At 61.8% G+C, this 16,782-nt stretch carries 16 protein-coding genes; 7 read left to right on the top strand and 9 right to left on the bottom strand.

Annotated elements, in window-relative coordinates; all coding sequences use genetic code 11:
* Positions 1-109: 109 nt before the first annotated feature.
* From EKO19_RS13715 to EKO19_RS13705, 3 genes are all read right to left on the bottom strand, one after another.
* The gene (locus EKO19_RS13715; RefSeq protein ID WP_129776950.1) at positions 110-316 is read right to left on the bottom strand and encodes a hypothetical protein; all 207 of its coding nucleotides are present in this window, start codon (positions 314-316) and stop codon (positions 110-112) included.
* A 15-nt stretch (positions 317-331) separates the two neighbouring features.
* Positions 332-973 (bottom strand): hypothetical protein, encoded by a 642-nt coding sequence (locus tag EKO19_RS13710; RefSeq protein WP_129776949.1) that lies wholly within the window; start codon positions 971-973, stop codon positions 332-334.
* A 224-nt stretch (positions 974-1,197) separates the two neighbouring features.
* Positions 1,198-1,647, bottom strand: a complete 450-nt coding sequence (locus EKO19_RS13705) for a hypothetical protein (protein ID WP_129776948.1) — start codon at positions 1,645-1,647, stop codon at positions 1,198-1,200.
* Between the two features lie 304 nt (positions 1,648-1,951).
* On the opposite strand from EKO19_RS13705, the gene EKO19_RS13700 reads away from it, so the two are divergent.
* Entirely contained in the window at positions 1,952-2,767 is an 816-nt protein-coding gene (locus tag EKO19_RS13700) for a class I SAM-dependent methyltransferase (protein ID WP_129776947.1), read from the top strand.
* On the opposite strand, the gene EKO19_RS13695 is transcribed toward EKO19_RS13700, so the two are convergent.
* Complete coding sequence (locus tag EKO19_RS13695; RefSeq protein ID WP_129776946.1) at positions 2,764-3,102, bottom strand: hypothetical protein; 339 nt, start codon at positions 3,100-3,102, stop codon at positions 2,764-2,766. The genes EKO19_RS13700 and EKO19_RS13695 overlap by 4 nt on opposite strands.
* A 394-nt stretch (positions 3,103-3,496) precedes the next feature.
* Here EKO19_RS13695 and EKO19_RS13690 point away from each other — a divergent pair, with 394 nt between their 5' ends.
* Positions 3,497-3,868: a hypothetical protein gene (locus tag EKO19_RS13690; RefSeq protein WP_129776945.1), complete on the top strand. Its 372-nt coding sequence runs from the start codon at positions 3,497-3,499 to the stop codon at positions 3,866-3,868.
* On the opposite strand, the gene EKO19_RS13685 is transcribed toward EKO19_RS13690, so the two are convergent.
* Positions 3,862-5,652 carry a DUF885 domain-containing protein gene (locus EKO19_RS13685; protein WP_175597048.1) on the bottom strand — a complete coding sequence of 597 codons (1,791 nt, stop codon included), beginning with the start codon at positions 5,650-5,652 and terminating at the stop codon, positions 3,862-3,864. The genes EKO19_RS13690 and EKO19_RS13685 overlap by 7 nt on opposite strands.
* 196 nt (positions 5,653-5,848) lie before the next feature.
* Between EKO19_RS13685 and bamA the strand changes: the two genes are divergently transcribed.
* The 4 genes from bamA (at position 5,849) to EKO19_RS13665 (ending at position 10,630) form a co-directional block, all read left to right on the top strand.
* The gene (gene bamA, locus EKO19_RS13680; RefSeq protein WP_157995250.1) at positions 5,849-8,212 is read left to right on the top strand and encodes an outer membrane protein assembly factor BamA; all 2,364 of its coding nucleotides are present in this window, start codon (positions 5,849-5,851) and stop codon (positions 8,210-8,212) included.
* 10 nt (positions 8,213-8,222) lie between these two features.
* A complete protein-coding gene (locus EKO19_RS13675) occupies positions 8,223-9,650 on the top strand; it encodes a DUF4397 domain-containing protein (protein ID WP_175597047.1) in 1,428 nt (475 codons plus the stop codon).
* Between the two features lie 104 nt (positions 9,651-9,754).
* Positions 9,755-10,114: a phage holin family protein gene (locus tag EKO19_RS13670; RefSeq protein ID WP_129776942.1), complete on the top strand. Its 360-nt coding sequence runs from the start codon at positions 9,755-9,757 to the stop codon at positions 10,112-10,114.
* Between the two features lie 69 nt (positions 10,115-10,183).
* A complete protein-coding gene (locus EKO19_RS13665; protein WP_129776941.1) occupies positions 10,184-10,630 on the top strand; it encodes a PEP-CTERM sorting domain-containing protein in 447 nt (148 codons plus the stop codon).
* Between the two features lie 39 nt (positions 10,631-10,669).
* Here the strand turns inward: EKO19_RS13665 and EKO19_RS13660 are convergent, their stop codons facing one another.
* The 3 genes from EKO19_RS13660 to EKO19_RS13650 form a co-directional block, all read right to left on the bottom strand.
* A complete protein-coding gene (locus EKO19_RS13660; RefSeq protein ID WP_129776940.1) occupies positions 10,670-12,061 on the bottom strand; it encodes an HNH endonuclease signature motif containing protein in 1,392 nt (463 codons plus the stop codon).
* 128 nt (positions 12,062-12,189) lie between these two features.
* On the bottom strand, positions 12,190-12,735 hold the full coding sequence (locus EKO19_RS13655) for a DinB family protein (RefSeq protein WP_129776939.1): 546 nt from the start codon (positions 12,733-12,735) through the stop codon (positions 12,190-12,192).
* 92 nt (positions 12,736-12,827) lie between these two features.
* On the bottom strand, positions 12,828-13,811 hold the full coding sequence (locus tag EKO19_RS13650; protein ID WP_217705320.1) for a serine hydrolase domain-containing protein: 984 nt from the start codon (positions 13,809-13,811) through the stop codon (positions 12,828-12,830).
* A 184-nt stretch (positions 13,812-13,995) separates the two neighbouring features.
* Between EKO19_RS13650 and chrA the strand changes: the two genes are divergently transcribed.
* The gene (gene chrA / locus EKO19_RS13645; protein ID WP_129776937.1) at positions 13,996-15,195 is read left to right on the top strand and encodes a chromate efflux transporter; all 1,200 of its coding nucleotides are present in this window, start codon (positions 13,996-13,998) and stop codon (positions 15,193-15,195) included.
* A 13-nt stretch (positions 15,196-15,208) separates the two neighbouring features.
* Here chrA and EKO19_RS13640 read toward each other — a convergent pair whose 3' ends face one another.
* Positions 15,209-16,711 (bottom strand): alpha/beta hydrolase family protein, encoded by a 1,503-nt coding sequence (locus EKO19_RS13640; protein WP_129776936.1) that lies wholly within the window; start codon positions 16,709-16,711, stop codon positions 15,209-15,211.
* Between the last annotated feature and the right edge of the window lie 71 nt (positions 16,712-16,782).

Raw genomic sequence — 16,782 nt, 5'->3', positions numbered from 1 at the left:
CCGATAAACGGAATGGCCGCATCGAGTCCCCCGATGTGAATGGGGGAATCTTATACGTGCGGCCCTCGCGGAAGCTCCTCGGAAACGACGAGGAGATGCATCAGAAAGGTCAGCGCAACGACTGTCGCGCGATACCGAGTGCCGCCTCGAGGACGTCATCCATCGGCGCGGATTTGTTGTAGGAAGGCAGGTAGACCCACATCTTCACCACATCGAGCGACGGCTCGGCGGGCGCGTCCTTCTGCGACTGCGCGCCGACTTCCACTGACAGTGCCCCGCTACGCAGGAAACTGATCGACATTACTTCCAGCTTCATTGCCAACCCTCCCTATCAGAACCGGGCCTCGAAGCTGAAGCCCATGAAATTGATGCCGCCGCCGGTCTGACTGAACAGCCCGAACACGCTGGAGCGGTGCCATACCATGAAGCCCAGCGACGCATCCTGGATCACGCCGCCCTGGAACAGCCCTTCCAGCGGGTGAAACTGACGCAGCGGCACGTCGATGGTCCACTCCAGATAATTCATCAGCTTTTCCGACTCGGCGCCCTTGGTGCCGAAGTCGCGCACCTCGCTCATCGGGATGCGCGACACGTAACTCAGTCCCTCGCCCAGTCCGAGCCGGACCTGCTTTTCGGTCCACGGCAGCCGCCAGCGATAGTGCGCCTTGATGTAGGTCGTGAGACCGTAACCATCCTGCTGCAGGCCGCGCTCGTTGAGCCACTGGACACCGACGTTCGCGGTCATTTCCAGCGGCAGCGAGAACAGCGTATCGCTGTACTGATAGCCGTAGGTCGCACCGAGCAGATAGTTCGACTCTGGCGACGCGCTGTAGTCGCCGATCACCACCGTCCCGAAATCGGTCTCGGACGATTTGCTCCAGTGCACTCGCAGGTTCTGCTCGCCTTCGGCGTGAGCCAGCGGGCTCAGCAGAGCGGCGACGAGGGCAATGGCGGCGAATGAGCGACGATACACGTTAGGGTTCCCTCGATTGGCGCGGTCGACAAGTTACCGACAGGCCGGATTTGGACCGGCCGAATCTTAGCGACTGTCACCAGGAGGCGCTGTACGATGAAACCTTAAGCGACAGTAGTTTGGCGCGGACAGCCCGCCACGAGTGTGACGTGGTCGCCATTCGCGCGGTCAGGATTACAAAACTCCACCCGTTCAGATTGAGTTGGACGCTCCGGGCGGAAAATTCAGCCGCGGACCGGCTTCTGCTCGGGCTGCTCGATGTGTGCGAACTCCTTCATGGCGCGCACCAGTTCGGCTGCCTGTACAGCCTCGTGCCGCGAGCGGGCACAGACCTTGGGCACTTCGCGCTCCAGGAACTCCAGATCGCAAACGGCCTCCATTTCCCGCAGATCGGCGAGCTGCGCGGCGGCCGGCGTATGCGTGGTCCGCAGTGAAATCAGCGCGTCCCGATAACCATGGAACACCTGGCTCAGCTCCTCGAAGGCATCGCTCAGGAACTCGACGCTGTCGCCGACGTGCCGGATCGGCAGATCCAGCTCAGCCAGGCTGCGCTCCAGACGGGCGCGGGCCGCGAGCTCTTCAGCCAGCTGCGCTCGCAGCTGTTCGATGAGACGTTGCGCGTCCGACAAGGACGCGAGCGCTTCCGGGGCCGGGGTGTACACAGAGGACGCCATGTGCCCAGATTCGCTGTTCGCGGGCGCCCGGATAATGAGGCGGTCGATTAATTCCGCCCTGACAATCGCTGGCCGTGCGATCAGATCCGGACGACGCGCGCACTGCGGAGCGCGTCACGAAAGCGGCATGCCACACTGGCAGTTCGCTCAAGCATGAGCGACATCATCGACGAGATCGCGTTCCAGACCAACCGGCTCACGCCCCGGCGCTCGCCGCCAGGCACGAGACCGAAGAAAGTGTAATGCCGCTGGCATTGGCGAGCTGAGCCTTTGCCGGCGGCAGCGATTGCCGCATGATGCGAGCATGAGCAAGCATCGTAATCCGCAAGCCGAGCAGATGGCGGACGAGTCGATGGTCCGCAATCTGCGCGCGCAGGCAGAAGCCATCTGGCCGCAGGAACACTCGTTACTCGCACGCTACGGTCGACCGACACACATCGCCGACATAGGCTGCGGCAGCGGCGAAATCACCAGCCGTCTCGCCGCCCTCTATCCGCAGGCACAGATTGTCGGTGTGGATATTCTGGAAAGCTCGGCGGCTCATGCTCGACGCGTGCACGCGGCGCTCGCCCCCCGCGTGCGCTTCGAACAAGGCGACGCATTCGAGCTGAGGTTCGACAGCGCGCAGTTCGATCTGGTCGTGTGTCGTCACATGACTCAAGCGGTGCCCGAGCCCGAGAAAGTCATCGCCGAGCTGACCCGCATCTGCAAACCCGGCGGTTGGGTGCACGTACTCAGCGAAGACTACGGAATGTTACACATGCCAGCGGGCACGGTGGATCCGGACCGATTGTGGCATGAGGGCGTCATCGAATTCACCCGCCGCACTCATACCGATGCCCGCATCGGCCGTCGCACCTGGGCCATCATGAACGACCTGGGGCTGCGGGACTTGCACGTCGATTACGTAGTCGTCGATACGTTGCGCGTGCCACGCGAGACGTTCGCGACCATCATTCAAGCCTGGCGCGACGGCTACACCGACGTGCTGGCCGAAAACAGCAAACTGTCGATCGACGAGATCCGGGCGCTGTTCGATCAGGGAATCGATTCCATCCTGGATCCGCGTCAGTACGTGGTGTGGCACATCCCGGTCATCAGCGGGCACAAGCCGGACTAGCGCTTCCAGCCGTAGTCCAACTCGAATCTCAGGCCGAACACGCGGGAATCATCCAGCGTCACATCGGTGCCGTGGAAGCGCCCGCCCGGCTCGGGCTGTAACAAAGCCGCCGGATCCTTGTCGCGATAGGTCAACTGCCAGGCATAGCGATGCCTGAAACCGGGCAATTCTTCGTTGGACTCGCCGTCACGAGCATCGTAGGAGGCGGCGTATTCAGCTACGGTCGGCATAGCCTCGACCGCATCGCCCTCGACAACGGAAACCTTGTAGGACGGATACAGGCTGCGCAGGGTTTTGATGACAAACGAAGTCGCGGCATCGACAGCTGCTGTCACGTCGACTCGACCGACTGACGGCGGTTCCAAAGGCAATCGCTCGCAACCATCGCACGTCTGCGCGCGGGCGAGGGGACTGGCGATCAGTAGAAAAAAGGCCGCCACTTGCGCGGCGGCCGAAAAGCGGTCCATCTCAACCACTCCCACTCGAATGGCTATATCTAACGACGCGGCGCGTCCGTTGCTCAGACGCCGAACCGTGCATGCGGCATCAGGTATTCCCTGAGCCGAATGGCAGCGACTGCGGCGAGTCACAGTCCGCATTGTGTTGACAACGCAAGCCGACGATGGACAATCCGCTCGAGGCTGCGTCGTTATTACGTGTGGTGAGAGGGCTGAACTTCTTTCAACACAGAGTCGTATCAGCTAAGGGCGGCCGTGAAAGGAAAGACGGATGGGACAACACACTCAAGGACCCTGGATCATCAATGTCGATCCACGTTATCCCAACGAACCCTGCATCGACGCAGTCATCGAGGGCGTGGTCTGGCACATCGCCTTGTGCCACAACGCCGCCGGCCCCGATGACGGCAGCGCCGAAGCCAATGCCCGCCTGATTGCCGCCGCGCCGGAATTGCTCGCCAGCCTGAAGGATGCGCTGCCGGCATTGCGCGCCGAACTGGAGAAACAAGCGGTCGCGGGCGAATCGGTCAGTTTGCGCACGGCCCGCTCGGCATATGAAACCGCGCTGTCCTTGCTCGCAAAAGTCGAGGGCGCCCGGCCGCACCGTCAGCAGCGGCCGGAGCACCACTCAGAACCTCACTGAGCCCGGCCGCCGCTCGGAATCGGCACAAACTCAGTCATAACCGCCTGCTCGAGCAGATCGAACGGCAGCAGGCCCTGATTGACGATGAAGTCATGAAACGCCAGCGCGTCGAATCGTCCTGACTGCGCGAGCTCGACCCGCGTGCGCAGCGCGTTCAAGCGCGAGTAGCCGTAGTAATAAGACGTCGCCTGGCCGGGCGCGCGGAATGTATAGCGATCCACTTCCTGCTTCGCCATCGGCTCGGACAGCACGACCTCGTCCATCAGGAAACGCAGCGCCTGCTCGGGCTGCAGTTGCCCCAGATTCAACATCGGATCGAGGAATGCGCGCGCCTCACGCATCATGCGAAATTGCAGCGAGCCGATGCGCCCCTCCACGGGCAGATGTTCCTTCATCACCGCTTCCGCGTAGAGCGCCCAACCCTCCACGTTCGCACTGTTGAAAGCAAACACGATGCGCGCCGTTGAAACGCCACGTTCGAGCATGCGGGCAAATTGCAATTCGTGACCCGGGCGAGCCTCGTGCGCCGTGAGCGTCCAGGCGGCAGCTTCGTAACTGAAGTCGTCCATCTCGGCGCCCGCCTTTGCGTTGGGATTGGAGGTCGGCAACACGAACTCGGCCGGCTCACCGGTATTGCCGATCAACCTCGGCGGATCCACATGCGGCGCCGGCTGCGCGGCCGACTCGGCATCGCTCGCCAACCGGATCACCGCCGGCCGCTCCGGCAACGTCACGATGCGCTTGTCACGAACGATGGCTTCGATCTGCTGCAACCGGCTCTTATACAAATCCAGCAGCTGGTCCTTCGCAATCCGTTCCTTCTTCAAACGCCGGATGACATCGCGATAGTCGGATTCCGGCCAGTTGCGTTGCTTCGCCAATTCGGCGGCGGTCAGCACCATCTCGTCGCGGGTCTGCACATAGTCCGCGAGCGCGCGCTCCATGATGTCCTTCGGGCTGGCGTCCACGCCGACGTTCTTGAGATTGTCGGCATACAGCTCCAGTGGCAGCTGATTGGTCTTGCGTGCACGCGGCAGCACAGTGGCGCGAGCCCAGGTCTCATACTCGGCGAACTGCTTGCGCAGCGTCTTCATGTCACGCTGCCAGCCTTTCAAGCCGCTGCCTTTCAACAACTGCTCGGTGCCATCCATGAAGCGAGGCACGTTGTCCAGGTACTGCTGAGCCTCGACGACCCACGGCCCGATCAACGCCGAATCACCGGCGCGCTCCTCGTAACGGGCGCGAGCCAGCAAGGTCAACGGCTCGTAGCCCTTCTCGGCACCCACATAGCGGCGCAGACGCACGACCGCGGCCTGCTGACGCTTCTTATCGACACGCGCATCGAGCAGATCCTGAAACCCCTGGAACACCAGCTGACCGATATCCTGGAACGGCAGTAACAGGCGCTGATTGAGTTCGATCGTGTGCTGCTGATCGCGCGCAGCCTTGATCAGGATGTCGATGTCCTGACGCACCCGTGCATCGCTCACCGTCGCACGCACCGTTTCGAGCTGGGCCTGCGCCGCCTTCAAGTCCGTCTGCTGGCGCTCCAGGAAACCGGGCTTCAGATCGACAACCTCGGCTTCATGACCCTCGACGCCGAAGGACGAAGCCCCCTCGGGCGAATACCTGGCGACGACTTCGAGCAAAATCTGCGAGTGCTTGTTGCTCTCGGCCACCCAGGCAGGTAACGACGGGGCCGCGTCCGCCGCCATGGCCAGTGGGGCGCTGGCAAGTAACGCCGCGGCGAGCACGGCACGAACACCAGACCGGAATCGTTGCATGTTCCATCACTCCGTTTTTATCAAGTACTGAATTGTAACCATTCATTGGCGATTCAGAGTTGGAAACAACACCGATAGGCAAACTCTGCTCCGATGGACTTGCGACTCTTTACATCGCCCGCGCATCCACCTGCGAATGTCGCGACCCCTCGTCGTCTGTCTATTCGCATGCGCCTCAGTGTCAAACACACTGGTCATGGGAAAGTTACGCGCCCAGGACCTGAGCAGCGCTGCGCCCGCCGCCGCGTTCACGGTCGGCGAGATTCGCATCGAGGGCCTGCAGCGGATCAGCGAAGGCACGGTCTTCAACTACCTGCCCATCAACATTGGCGACTCCGTCGACAGCCGCCGGCTCGGTGAAGCGATCCGGGCGCTATACGGCACGGCGTTCTTCAAGGACGTGGAGCTGAGGCGCGATGGCGGCGTGTTGATCGTCGCGGTGCTGGAGCGGCCCACCATCGAGAGCTTCGAGGTCAAGGGCAACAAGGACATCAAGACCGAGGATCTGGAGCGCTCACTACGTAATGTCGGCCTGGCGGCCGGCAAGGCCTTCGATCAATCGGTGCTCGATGAAGTGCGCCAGTATCTCACCGAGCAATACTTCTCACGCGGCAAGTATGCGGTGAGGATCGACGCCCGCGCCGACGACGTGCCCGGCAACAAGGTGAAGGTCGCGATCGACATCACCGAGGGCAAACGCGCCCGCATCCGGCAAATCAACATTACCGGCAACCAGGCCTTCACCGATGAGGAACTGACCGAACCCTTCGAGCTGAGCACGCCGAACTGGCTGTCGTGGTATCGCCAGGACGATCGCTACGCGCGCGAGTCGCTGTCCGGCGATATCGAAAAACTCCGCTCGTATTACATGGATCGCGGCTACGCCGACTTCGCGGTGACCTCCTCGCAAGTCGCCATTGCCCCGGACAAGGACGAGATGTTCATCACCCTCAACGTGCACGAGGGCGAGGTGTATCGCATCTCACAGGTCCGGCTCAGCGGCGAGATGGTCGTGCCCGAGTCCGAGCTGCGCCGTCTGGTGATGATTCAACCCGGCGATCTGTATTCGTTGCGACGAGTAACGCAGTCCACCGAGGCCATGACGCTGCGCCTCGGCCTCGACGGTTACGCCTTCGCCAAAGTCGATGCCGTGCCGCAGATCGATCCCGATACCAGACAACTCTCGCTGGCGCTGGTCGTCGATCCCGGACATCGCGTGTACGTCCGGCGCATCAACTTCAACGGCACCACGAGCGTCAACGACGTGGTGTTCCGTCGCGAGCTGCGCCAGCTCGAAGGCTCGTATCTGTCGAACGCCGCCATCGAGCGCTCGAAGCAACGCATTCAACGCCTGCCCTTCATCCAGAAGGTGGACGCGGAAACGACGGCTGTCCCCGGCACGCCGGATCTGGTGGACGTGGATTTCAAGATCGAGGAAGGCCTGCCCGGCCAGTTCGGCGGCGGCATCGGCTATTCGGAATCGCAGTCGTTCATCTTGAACGGCAACATCGTGCACTCGAATTTCCTGGGCACCGGCGAGCGCGTCGCGCTCGAGCTGAACTCCGGCAAGTATTCCAAGGCTTACAGCCTCTCGCACACCAACCCGTATCTGACCCTGGACGAGATCGGCCTCACCACGAGCCTCGCTTATCGGAAGGTCACGCAACTCACCTCGGCCTCCTCGGACTTCTCCACCGAGACCTGGCTGACGGGCATGGACTTCAGCTTCCCGCTCAGCGAATACCAGAGCTTGCGCCTGGGCACCAGTTGGCAGTCCGCGCAACTCGCAACCACCGTCTACAGCTCGCAGCAGTTCCAGGACTGGGTGCAGATCAACGGCTCGCCCTACGAGAAAGAGTCGGGCGGCTACACCATCCTCGGCACCAAGTACAACGTGTTCGAGATCAATCTCGGCTGGGGTTACGACAGCCGCGACCGGTTGATCTTCCCGACGCGAGGGGCGAGTCATCAGCTTTCGTTGAGCGCGACCCCACCGGGCAGCGACATCGAGTACTACCTCGCGAGCTACAACTACAAGCAGTTCATCCACCTTCCCTATCTGGACTGGATGCCACTGAGCGTCGGCTCACGGGTCAGTTACGGCGCGGCATTCGGCGATACCACTGCGCTGCCGCCACAACGGAATTTCTTCGTCGGCGGTCCCGGCTCGGTGCGCGGCTTCAAGGAATCGTATCTCGGCCCGCGCGACTCGCTGGGCAATCCCTATGGCGGCGACTTCGCGATCACTGGACAGATCGAAGCCATCCTGCCCATGCCCGAGAAATTCAGAAACAGCGCGCGCGTCACCTTGTTCTATGACTTCGGCCAGGTCGCCTATCTCGGCGACACCCAGTTCACCGACAAGGGCGGCTTCCCCGTCGAGTACGACTTCGACTGGAACCATTTCCGCACCTCCGTCGGCGTGGGCGTGGAATGGCTCGCACCGCTGGGCCTGTTCCGATTCAGTTACGCAGTGCCCCTCACGTACCGCAGGAGCACGGAGTTGAACTATGGCGATGAGCTCGAAGGCTTCCAGTTCTCGATTGGCAATGCATTCTGAGAGGCACGCGATGCGAACCTGGACCCGGGCGGTCGGCGCCCTCGCGCTGCTGGGATTGCTTGCGGCTTGCAGCAACGATTCGTTGAACGAAGACGAGACGACGTTTCATCTGCGCTCACTGAACCTGGTCGAGAACTCACCCACACTGCAAATCGATGTCGACGACACGACGGTGTCGAGCGCCGGCTACGGCGGTGCGACCAGCTTCTCCGCAGGCCACCCGGGCCAACACACTCTCAGCTTCAGCGCGGTCCTGCCCGCGGACCTCGACGACGATGATGATGACGACGAGACCGAGACGCCGGTCAGCGGCGCATCGGCATACACCTTCCTCGCAGGAACGGAATACACCATCGTCGCGTACGGCCGCCTGGACGACATCCACACCTACATGATCGAAGGTCTGGACCAGCGCGACGATGTCGACGACGACAAACTCATCCTGCAGTTCACGCACGCGTCGCCGGACACGCCGGCGGTTGATGTCTATGTAACGGCATCGAAGGCTGGCCTCGCCTCGAGGTACTACGTCGATACGCTCTCGATCACCGAGACCACGACACCGCTGGAGCTGTCACTCGTTCGGGACAGCAACGATCTGGATGACGACTCGACGCTATCGGCCAACGTGGTCGTCGAGTTGATGGCCGCGGGCACGAGCAACGTTCTGTATCGCTCCGACTCGATGACGTTCTCGGAACAGAGCCGGATCATGATGGCGATCGCCGACACCAACGGCCCGACATCGATCGCCACCAAACTTCTGATCGTCGGCAGCGGCGAGCAACGCGACGCGCGCGACGGCGCCGGACTGAAGTTCGTGCACATCTCGCATGACACACCGGCACTGGACATCACCGTGGGTTCCGGGCTCGCCGATCCGCTGGCGACCAACATCGGCTTTCGGCAGTCGACGGACTATGCGCCCATCGACAAAGGCGAGAACGGCATGATCGCCGTACCGGCCGGCGCTGGCTCACCGTATGTGTTCTTCGAAGAATTCACCGCCGTCGCCGGTGGCCACTACACGGCGTACGCAATGGGCCCCGCCTCCGTCGTCGACGCAGTCGTGCTCTCCGCCAACGCCCGCAGCGTGCCGACACAGGCCAGCTTTCGGTTTCTGCATGGCGCGGGCAGCCTCGAAGATTCCGAGTTGCTGGATTTGTATCTGCGCTTGCCGGGCGCGACGGTGGACTTCGATGACGACGACACAACGCCGTCGGTCTCGTCGCTGGCGTATCAGAATCCTTCCAGCGAATTCACGCTCAAAGCCGGCGACTACGACGTCTATTTCTACTTCGCGGGCACCTCGACACTGGTGATGGGGCCAACCCGCTTTCACGTCGACAACGGCGATGTGAAAACCCTGGTGCTGACCGACGACGAAAACGGCGGACTGGAATTGCTACCCGTCGACGACGCGACCGCTGTGAATTGATCGCCGTTGCTCCCGGGGCGGTCCACACACCTCCTTCCCCTATTGCCCCTGGCCCGCCATCTGTAGAAACTGTGGACTTTCAGCCCATCAAAGGGACTTCCGGCATGAGACTGCTCATCTCCTGGCTGATCCTGTCCGTGGCCGTGTGGGTCACGGCCGCCGTCCTGCCCGGCTTCCACGTCAAAGGCCCCAAGAGCGCCCTGCTCGTCGCCGCCATCTTCGGCGTGCTCAACTTCCTTCTGGGCTGGCTGCTGTTCGCAGTCTTCACGGTCGCGACCCTCGGCATCGCCTGGCTGCTCGCCTTCATCACTCGCTGGATCATCAACGCAATCCTGCTGGTGATCACGGACAAGCTGACGGATCACCTGAAGGTCGATAGCTTCGGCTGGGCGCTCGGCGGAGCGCTGGTGATGTCGCTGGTGGGGACGCTGGGAGAGTGGATTGTGAGTCGGGCGGTGATCTAGGGCCGCTCGCCGCATCCATACACATCGGTTCTCTACGCCAGCGTATTCGACACCTACGACGGTGAGTGGTTGCTGGCATTTTCAGACTCGCGTCACTATGGCAGCTGGACTGGCTTCTCCACCCTCGATATCTCCGGCGGACAGTTCGGATATGCGAATGCCGGCGATGGACTCTTCATCGATGAGTGGGTCAATTTCAATATCTACGGCAGCGATCTCGTCTACAGCGACGGCTGGCTCACGGGTTACCTGCAGGACGGCAACTGGTTTCACAGCCAGCTCACTTTCGGCAGCAACTGGCTCGGTACGTTTGCGATTCACAACGTGCCGGAGCCGGGCACGTGGGCGTTGCTCGCCGTGGGCTTGATGGGCATGAGATTTGGGCGTCGCCGCCGGGGCGGTAGGCCGTGGGATAAAGCAGATGTCAGCTTTCGGTCCGAGGGCAGCCCTCCTGCAAAGAAACATCCGGCCCATCGATGCTGTGCCCAGGCATCAGCCCGGACGGCGCACTCCTAATTCCCGTCCTGCCCCATCTTCTTTGCCTTCTCCACGCGATCACCCGCCGACCGACAATCCTCCACGTGGAGGATTCCTCGCCGCCCGAGTTCGGTACAGCAGGCCGTCAACCGCCATGCCGAAATCCATCGGGCCGCCATCCCAGCGCGTGACGGCTGTGCGGGCATTGATGGTGATGCCTTGCTCATCATGATGTCGAGGCAGCTCGCGCCAGTCGCTCATCGGGTGGCTGTGGCCCGGCGCGATGCTGTCGAAGCTCTCGCCGTTCGGGCGTAGGAAACGAATCGCGCCGTCGTCCAGTACATGGATTTCGACCTTACCCTCGTGCGCGGCGCGGTGGTGAAACCTGCACAACGTAACGAGGTTGGATAGCTTTGTTTCGCCGCCGCGTGCCCAGTGATGAATGTGGTGTGCGTCGGTGTAGCGGGTGTTGCAGCAACCGGGGAACCGGCAGCCTTTATCGCGGGAGCGGAGCGCGCGTTGCAGGGCCGGCGGTACGCTTCTCGTCTTGCGGCCGACGTTGAGCGGCTCACCTTGCTCGTCTTCTACGATGCCGACGACGCTTGCATCGCATGCGAGACGTCGTGCAGTTTCGGCGGCGATGTGTGTGCCGTGCTCGATTTCGCAGCGGCCCGCACAGCCGGTCCGCAATGTTTCCATGTCGACGTGCACGACGATCTGCTGCCGGTCGCCGCCGCTCAACGTCGCGGCGCCGTTCTGAAGGAAACTCTCGGCCAGCAGTTCCAGCGCATCCGCACGCCGGGTCCGCGTTGGCAGGAATTTAACATTCGGCGTTCCAGCTGGAGTTTCTGCCTCCACCGGCTCCGGCTCGGTCTCCCATAGATCGTCGACGGCCTGGTCGATCGCCTTCATGAAAAGCGCGCCAGACTGGGCGGGCAAGCGAGCTTTGATGATCAGCGACCCGTCATGATCGTAGAAGTACTGGAGCGCGCGATCTTTCTGCTGTCGTGCTTCACGGGTCAACTCCTCGGCTTCTTTGGCGTGGCGGTAGTAACGAACGAGTTGCTCAACGTGGTGAGCAGTACCGTGGATGGCTATCGTTAACAGGTAGTCTTCGGTGGCCGGGCAGGCTACGCGCGTTAGTTCGCGCACCTTCGAGTAGCTGAGCTCGCCGCGCTCCATCGCCGCGGAAATCTTCGGAAGGTTCTCCAGCGCGCGCGCCGTTCTCACTTTCTCGCGCGCTGCGCAGAAGCTGATGCCGCACTTCCAGTTCAGCCAGTGCGCACACGATTGCGTGGCGCCGTCGTTCCAGCCGGATCGACGATCGAACTCCGCGATGAGAGTTAGCAAGCGATAGGTGGCGGCGTTGATGTGGCCGGAGAGTTCGGTGATCTGATCCCCGATGGCTCGTGTTTCCTCGGTACGCGCGACGCGTGCGTGGCAGTCATCGTCGGCAAGGAATGCTTTCATGGGGCACCAGCGAGATGATTCGTGCTGGCAGCAGATTATCTCAATCTTGACGAACTGTATATAACATCAGTCTCAATCAAATCGCCCGCTGACATTCGAATTTCCGCTCCTGACCAAAAGTAGCCCCCTCAACCGCCAACCTCCTCCGCCGGAACCAACACCAACAAATCCGTCGATCCTGGATCCACCCCCGCCTGAAAGAGCAGCGTAGTCACCTGACCCCGATGGTGCGTTTGGTGATTGAAGAAGTGCATGAGCACGGCGCGAAAATTGCGGGCGGCCTTCGCGCCCTTCAAGCTGGAGAAGATCAGAGGCTGGTCCAAAGCATCGTCTTCCAGCGCTGCAACGAATTGGATGATCAACTCATCCAGCCGTTCGCGATAGCCTTGCAGCGAGCTCAAATCAGCAAACAATGTCTGGTCGAGCCGCGCCGGGTATGGCACGTCGCTCATCGACTGCAGAGAGGTCCCGCAGGACGCATGCGTTGAGAAACGCTTGAGCCAGATGGTGTCTGCCACCGCCAGGTGATTCAGTGTGCCCAATATCGAACCGAAGAATGCACCTTTGTCCGCCGTGACTTCATCCGCGGGGAGTTTGGCGGCTGCGGCGAACACAGAGCGATTCATCCAGCGGTTGTACTCGGCAAGCAACTGAAAATGCGATGCGTGGTTCATAGCTGTCTTTGGGCTCTACCGCGTGACGGACGGCACAGTAGGCCAAGGAACTCAGGGACGCAAGCAAGGCTCGGCAACGCCCGGAGTGAGCACTAATGCCCGGTAACAGCCTCCACGATCAGCGGCTTCAGCGTCTGCTGGATCAGCGGGCCGATGCCGCGATCGGCGCGAAGGTCGTCCAGCTCCATGCCGAGGATGGCGTAGTAGCCGGTCGCGCGATCCAGCCATGGCGTGAATCCGAACGCACCCGGTGAAGAGATCGTCGAGCATCCCGTGGCGGGCGTAGCACACTCGAGCCACGCAGTGAGCCCATAGCGTGCGTTGAGTGCGCTCGGTGTACTGCCGATGATCACATTGGGATAAGGCTCCATGGTTTGCTGGTCGAAGATGCCGGGCGCAAGCAGTTGCGCACCCTGCCATCGTCCCTTGTCGTAAACGAAGCGCAGAACATTCGCGTAATCGTTCATCGATGCGCGCATGCCGCCGGCGATGAGCGGGTTGATTGGATTTGCTCCGATGACCTGGCGAGGTGCGGAGTAATAGACGAACTCCGGCGAGAGCTGCAGCGGCAGGCGGAGTTGCTGCTCGTAGATAGCGTTCCATTCTGCGCCTACAGCAACCTCCGCCATGCGAGCCGCGACATGCAAGTGCGTGCTGCCGTAATCGAAGCGCGTACCGGGCGGAGCGAGCAGATCGCCCTGGGCTATTTGATCCACGCAGTCGGCGAGCGTGATGCCCGGTTGAACGGTGCAGGCGTTCTCAGGTTCGAGGCCCGACGTAAAAGAAAGCAGATGACGCAGCGTGATCTCACCTTTCGTTCCCGTCCAGCCCAGCACCTCAGCGGTCGTCGAATCGAGCGACAAATAGCCTTCATCGATGAGACGAAACAGCGTGACACCCGCCACGAGCTTGGACGCGGACGCAATGGCCACACGACGGTCCGGCGCGAAGTCGCCGTACATACGCTCGAATACCTTGGTGCCATCGGCCTTGTAGACCGCGAGCCCCATCGGCACGCCGTGCTCGACGTAAGCCGCGCGTGCCGCGCTGTCGACTTGGGCGAATGCATCGGGCACCGATGGCTCGTCTCCACCGCCGCCACACGCGCTGAGTAACATGAATACTGAAAGAAGTAGGCATCGCATCGGTTGGCATTCCCAGCACATTGAACAGTACGGGATGTAACGCGCGAGCTCGTTTCTGGTTGACCTGGGCTATGATGCAGCTCATGAGCCCGACGCCGGCGCGAGTCACACCTGAATGACAAACCCTCACCCCGCCGACTGGCCCGAGGTTTTCAAAACATTCTTGAAGCTGGGCCTGACTTCATTCGGCGGACCGATCGCGCATCTCGGTTACTTTCACCGCGAGATCGTCACGAAGCGCCGCTGGGTCGATGAGGCGCAGTACGCGCAGCTGGTCGCGTTGGGCCAGTTTCTGCCGGGCCCGGCCAGCAGTCAGGTCGGTTTCTCCCTCGGCCTGTTGCGTGCGGGTTGGATGGGTGGCATTGCTGCGTTCGTGGCATTCACGTTGCCGTCGGTGCTGTTGTTGCTCGCGTTTGCACGGGCCATCCCGCTGCTGCACGAACCATATGGTCAAGCGGCTATCCATGGCTTGAAGTTGCTTGCAGTCGCGGTCGTCGCGCAGGGTGTGCTGACGATGGCGCAGCGACTGACGCCTGACCTGAAGCGCAGACTCATCGCCATTGCAGCGGCGACGATCGCCATCCTCGACAGCACCGCCTTTCTTCAATTGATCGTGATCGTCGGTGGCGCCGTGGCCGGGCTATTGTTTTGTCGCGGCTCGGGCGGAACCGACGGCGCGAATCTCCGGCCCAGCTACGGGCCACGCACTGGCCTGATCCTGATCGTCATCTGCGCAGCGCTTCTTGTGACATCGCTCGTTCTGCCCGCCGATGTATCGCCGCTCGCCGCGATAGCCGCCGCCTTCTATCGAACCGGCGCACTCGTCTTCGGCGGCGGTCACGTCGTGTTGCCGTTGTTACAGGAAGCGGTGGTCGATCCGGGCTGGGTCCATGCCGACGATTTTCTTGCAGGCTACGGCGCAGCCCAAGCAGTGCCGGGGCCGATGTTCTCGCTCGCTGCTTTCTTAGGCGCACGCATCGAGCAGGTCGATGATCTGACGGGCGCAACGGTGAGCCTGCTCGCCATTTTTTTGCCCGGCCTGCTGCTGATGGCGGGCATGCTGCCCTTCTGGCACTCCATTGGCCGAACACCCGGCGCCGCCAACGCAATCGCCGGCGTCAACGCGGCCGTGGTCGGTCTTCTGGCAGCCGCACTCTACAATCCCGTCTGGACCAGCGCCGTGCATGAGCGGACCGACATTGCGATCGCGGCGATTGCATTCGTGGTGCTGACTGCCACGCGCGCACCGGTTCTTGTCGTGGTCGCCGGCTGCGTGGCCGCATCGATGGCGCGACTGGCCGTGAGTTCGATGTAACTCGCCCGCCTTTTCAGAATCCGTCGAAGAACGACTTGCTCGCTTGCAGACAGAACGCCGGCACGAGCACGTCGTGATAATCCTCGACGACCGCGGATCGGCCTTCGATCCATTTCATCAGCGACTTCGTGTCTGCGAAGCTTCTTCTGAGATGCTTATAGGGGCCGTCGTGCGAGGGCGGTGCGTCGATGTCCAGAACGGTGACTGGGCTTTCAGGCGCAGTGACGGCCCAGTAACCTTCCATCAGCTGTGTATTGAGATAGAACACCACCGGATCCTCGTCGCCAGCGCATAGAAGCATCGGCGACATCGGTACCCAGTTGCGTAAGTCGTTCCGCTTTAGCGCCTGTCGCAGCAGGTTCGCTGGAGCGTCAGGCGGCAAACCTGTCGTCGTGTTCGGATAGCCACCGTCCGGTGCCGAGAACGCATCCTGCAAGTAGCGCAGCCGATAGTCGTTTGTGATCAGATTGTCCGTGCCGAATCCTTGAGCGAACACGGAGGCCAACTTTCCGGGCGAGGTGGCCGGAGTCATCCAGGCGAGCTCGGGAAGCGGCGGGGCGTTGCTAAAGACGGCACTTTCCGGCATCAGTCCCTGCGCGACGAGCGTGCCGGGACCAATCAGGCCGGGCAGCAGCGTCGCGGCCGACGCATACTTCGCTTCAAACATTCCCACCGTTGAATCAATGTTTCCGTATGCATGCTGGTAGCTCGATGCCAGCATCAACACCTCTTCCACCGCGCCCCTGCCGACCTGCCCCATGAACATGGCATCGGAAAACGCCACGAGCGCATAAGGTCCCGACATTGGCGCGGATGCAGTAACCGGAACGCCCGCTGCTTGCAAAGCGCGATGCGTAGCCATCGCGACGTAGCCGCCTTCCGAGTAGCCCGTGATAAACAGCTTTTGATTGTCGGCAACACTCGTCGACGGCAACGCGGCACGCGCGGCAGCGAGCGCATCCATCATGTCGGCGGACTGCTGGTCTGCGTTCATGAACGGGTGATAGCCGAGCGTGGATGTGTCATAGCCCGCGTAGTTCGGCGCAACGACGATGTAACCGTCGCCCGCCAGCGCCAGCGCGACGATCAGCCCTTCATAGTTGTTCCCCGATAGGTCCGCCATGTTGAAGAACGTGAGATTTCTCTTTCCATGGGCATACAGCACGATGGGCCGCGGACTCACGCACGCCGGATTCGAACCCGCTGGAACCATGAGCGCAGCCGAAGCTGTCGTCGGTTCTCCCTGTCCGCCGACCGTTCCATATCGCAAGTGATACACGACGACCGAGCACTGCGGCGTGAACGTACGCCGAAGCAACCAGCGGGAGATCGTCCCGCCGGTGACATTGGAGATCAGATCGGAGGGCGAATAGAGCCCGAGCTGCTGTGGTGGATTCTCGATCAGCCGCCCACGCTGGGGCACATCGGCGGCGCTCTGCGCAAAGCTGACGCTCACATGCGCAGCGCTCGCAAACCACAATATAACGATCAGCAGCGGCCAGGCCCGAGGGATCATTGGCGCTTTCCCTCTCGTCGATCGGTGCGACTTCGCCAGATCAGGTCATCTATTGCCAATACGTAGATGGT

Source organism: Peristeroidobacter soli (genome assembly GCF_004138485.1).
Lineage (GTDB): Bacteria > Pseudomonadota > Gammaproteobacteria > Steroidobacterales > Steroidobacteraceae > Steroidobacter > Steroidobacter soli.
The sequence above is the reverse complement of the archived record's forward strand: the minus strand, read 5'-3'. Positions and strand labels throughout refer to the sequence as shown.